This window comes from Yoonia sp. (assembly GCF_017854415.1).
Lineage (GTDB): Bacteria > Pseudomonadota > Alphaproteobacteria > Rhodobacterales > Rhodobacteraceae > Yoonia.
Genome location: NZ_JAFMHR010000221.1, coordinates 1 through 2,744, shown reverse-complemented (window position 1 = coordinate 2,744; position 2,744 = coordinate 1). Strand labels below are relative to the sequence as shown.

Sequence of the window (2,744 nt, the reverse complement as noted above, 5' to 3'; positions counted from 1 at the left end):
GTAATTTGACGAGTTTTCGCCATGATTCACCTAACAAAAAGATAGTGAGCAGGGCGACAAAATGAATCACTTTGGGTTACCCACGATCACCCTGGCTGCCATTTTGGCGACGACACCCGCTATATCCGAGGTCGAAAGGCTGCAACCTGACTTCACTTTCAAGCGTGTTACCGTGCCTTCAGGCAATACAACGAATCGAATCACGGTCCAGATTGACCCGGACGCACCGTTCCTCGACTTCGGCTTCACCGATCCCGATCCTTCTACTACGGATGTCAGTGCGGATGGACCGATGCGGTTACCACCAATTTCGGGCTTGGAGTGGTTTTGGGCTGGGGTCCCTTCAAATGTCGTTGACGGCGGGCCTGCGCGTTTTGCCCTTGCGATGTCTCAGTTGAATAATCCGCCTATTGGCAGTGGTGTCCCAACACCGCGGCTGCAAGCTTTGCAAGACATTGCCAGCACCCATGGCCTCGCGATTTTACGTGAAACTGTTGGGACTCCCGTTTCTCCAGCGCTCGTCCTTGCGGTAATTTCCGTGGAAAGCGCCGGGCGCGAAGGGGCGGTCAGTTCGGCAGGGGCCCAAGGATTGATGCAATTGATGCCGGACACCGCCACCCGTTTTAATGTCACTGACAGCTTTAGCCCAAGCCAGAATATCAAAGGGGGTGTGGCATATCTAGAGTGGCTTTTGGCCCGTTTCGACAATGATCCTGTGCTTGCACTTGCTGGATACAATGCGGGTGAGGGAAACGTGGACCGTCACGAGGGCGTACCCCCATTTGCGGAAACGCGTGCTTATGTCCCCAAAGTGCTTGCCGCGTGGCAGGTCGCCAAAGGGTTATGCCGGACCCCGCCGGAATTGATCACTGATGCGTGCGTGTTCGACATAAACGGCATCTAAGCAAGCACGACCTTCGCCTGCGAGGAAACGCAGCATCGAAACATCTTCATCGGCGGACCAAGTTGGCCAGATCAACCTTGCGGATTTGCTTTAGTATATAGTGTCGTCTGATGTTGTCTTCAGCCACGTGAATCTTCGCCGGGTCATATAACGTGAGCTTGGGTCGCTGCGCGCAGTTCGTCCTCGGTCACGCCTTCGGCCGTTTCAACGATCTTAAGGCCGCCCTCGACAACATCTAGAACACCCATGTTCGTGATAATCCGGTCAACAACAGCCTTGCCAGTCAGCGGCAGGGTGCATTCTTTCAACACTTTGCTAACGCCATGCTTGTTAGTGTGGTCCATAACAACAACAACGCGACCGACACCTGCGACCAGATCCATCGCGCCGCCCATGCCTTTGACCAGCTTGCCCGGGATCATCCAGTTGGCCAGATCACCGTTTTCCGATACTTCCATTGCGCCTAAAATGGCCATCGCGATTTTACCGCCGCGGATCATGCCAAAGGACTGGGCGCTATCGAAGTACGCCGTTTGCGGAAGTTCCGTGATGGTTTGCTTGCCCGCATTGATCAGATCGGCATCCTCTTCACCCTCGAACGGGAACGGGCCCATGCCCAACATGCCGTTTTCGGATTGAAGAGTGACCTCAATTCCTTCGGGGATATAGTTCGATACAAGTGTCGGGATGCCGATGCCAAGGTTCACATACCAGCCATCTTGTAGCTCGAGGGCTGCGCGCGCGGCCATTTGATTGCGATCCCACATGTTATGCGCTCCTCGTTTCGCCAGTGGCGGATTGTTTTCTTACTGTGCGTTGTTCAATCCGCTTTTCGTGATCACCCTGAATCAAGCGGTGGACATAAATGCCGGGCAGATGAATAAGATCCGGATCAAGAGAACCCGTCGGCACGATTTCCTCGACCTCAACAACACAAACCCTACCGCACATAGCGGCTGGCGGGTTAAAGTTACGGGCCGTTTTGCGGAAGATCAGGTTGCCGGACGCATCCGCCTTCCATGCCTTCACGATCGCAAGATCAGCGAATATACCTTCTTCGAGAATGTAAGTCTGGCCGTTGAAATCTTTATGCTCTTTGCCGTCGGCAATGACGGTGCCAACACCGGTTTTGGTGTAAAACCCAGGGATACCGCAGCCACCGGCGCGCATCCGCTCTGCCAACGTGCCCTGCGGATTGAATTCAATCTCGAGTTCTTCGGCCAAATACTGGCGCATAAACTCATCGTTTTCGCCAACGTATGATGACATCATTTTTTTGATCTGGCGGGTATCAAGCAGTTTGCCCAAACCAAACCCGTCCACGCCGCAGTTATTGGATGCAATCGTCAGGTTCTTCACGCCACTTTCAACAACGGCGTCAATCAGCAGTTCGGGGATACCGCAAAGGCCAAAACCACCAGCGGCAATCAGCATATCGTCGCGCAACAACCCATCAAGGGCGGCGGTTGCGTTGGGGTAAATCTTTTTCATGGCACGTGTTCTCCCGCTACTTTTGCCAAGTTGTGCCGAGGGCCAGCAAGAGAGTCAATTAAATGCTGCAATGCAGCGGCACCAAATTTCGGTGCCGCTGACACTAAGCCTTCTTTGCTGCGGGCTTTTTAGCTGCCGGTTTTTTTGCGGCTGGTTTCTTGGCCGCCGCTTTCTTCTTGGGGGCCGCTTTTTTGCGCGCTGGTTTCTTTTTGCCGGCTTTTTCGGCGCGTTCATCAATCAAATGCACGGCCTGTGCGAGGGTTAGCTCGCTAGGATCAATTGTGTCCGGAATTGTCGCGTTAATCTTTTCCCACTTCACATATGGTCCGTATTTGCCGTCAAAGATATT

4 protein-coding genes are annotated in these 2,744 nt (G+C 53.6%); 1 reads left to right on the top strand and 3 read right to left on the bottom strand.

Annotated features, from left to right (window positions below; all coding sequences use genetic code 11):
* Positions 1–61 precede the first annotated feature (61 nt).
* Positions 62–904 carry a lytic transglycosylase domain-containing protein gene (locus QZ197_RS15720; protein ID WP_296433160.1) on the top strand — a complete coding sequence of 281 codons (843 nt, stop codon included), beginning with the start codon at positions 62–64 and terminating at the stop codon, positions 902–904.
* A gap of 143 nt (positions 905–1,047) precedes the next feature.
* Here QZ197_RS15720 and QZ197_RS15715 read toward each other — a convergent pair whose 3' ends face one another.
* The 3 genes from QZ197_RS15715 to QZ197_RS15705 form a co-directional block, all read right to left on the bottom strand.
* On the bottom strand, positions 1,048–1,671 hold the full coding sequence (locus QZ197_RS15715; protein WP_296433157.1) for a 3-oxoacid CoA-transferase subunit B: 624 nt from the start codon (positions 1,669–1,671) through the stop codon (positions 1,048–1,050).
* A 1-nt stretch (position 1,672) separates the two neighbouring features.
* A complete protein-coding gene (locus tag QZ197_RS15710) occupies positions 1,673–2,395 on the bottom strand; it encodes a CoA transferase subunit A (protein ID WP_296433155.1) in 723 nt (240 codons plus the stop codon).
* A 103-nt stretch (positions 2,396–2,498) separates the two neighbouring features.
* A partial coding sequence (locus QZ197_RS15705) for a topoisomerase C-terminal repeat-containing protein (RefSeq protein ID WP_296433153.1) occupies positions 2,499–2,744 on the bottom strand: 246 nt, incomplete at its 5' end.

Excerpts from the sequence above, each read along its gene's own strand:
- QZ197_RS15710 (WP_296433155.1), bottom strand. The coding sequence starts at position 2,395 with ATGAAAAAGATTTACCCCAACGCAACCGCCGCCCTTGATGGGTTGTTG.
- QZ197_RS15715 (WP_296433157.1), bottom strand. The coding sequence starts at position 1,671 with ATGTGGGATCGCAATCAAATGGCCGCGCGCGCAGCCCTCGAGCTACAA.
- QZ197_RS15720 (WP_296433160.1), top strand. The coding sequence starts at position 62 with ATGAATCACTTTGGGTTACCCACGATCACCCTGGCTGCCATTTTGGCG.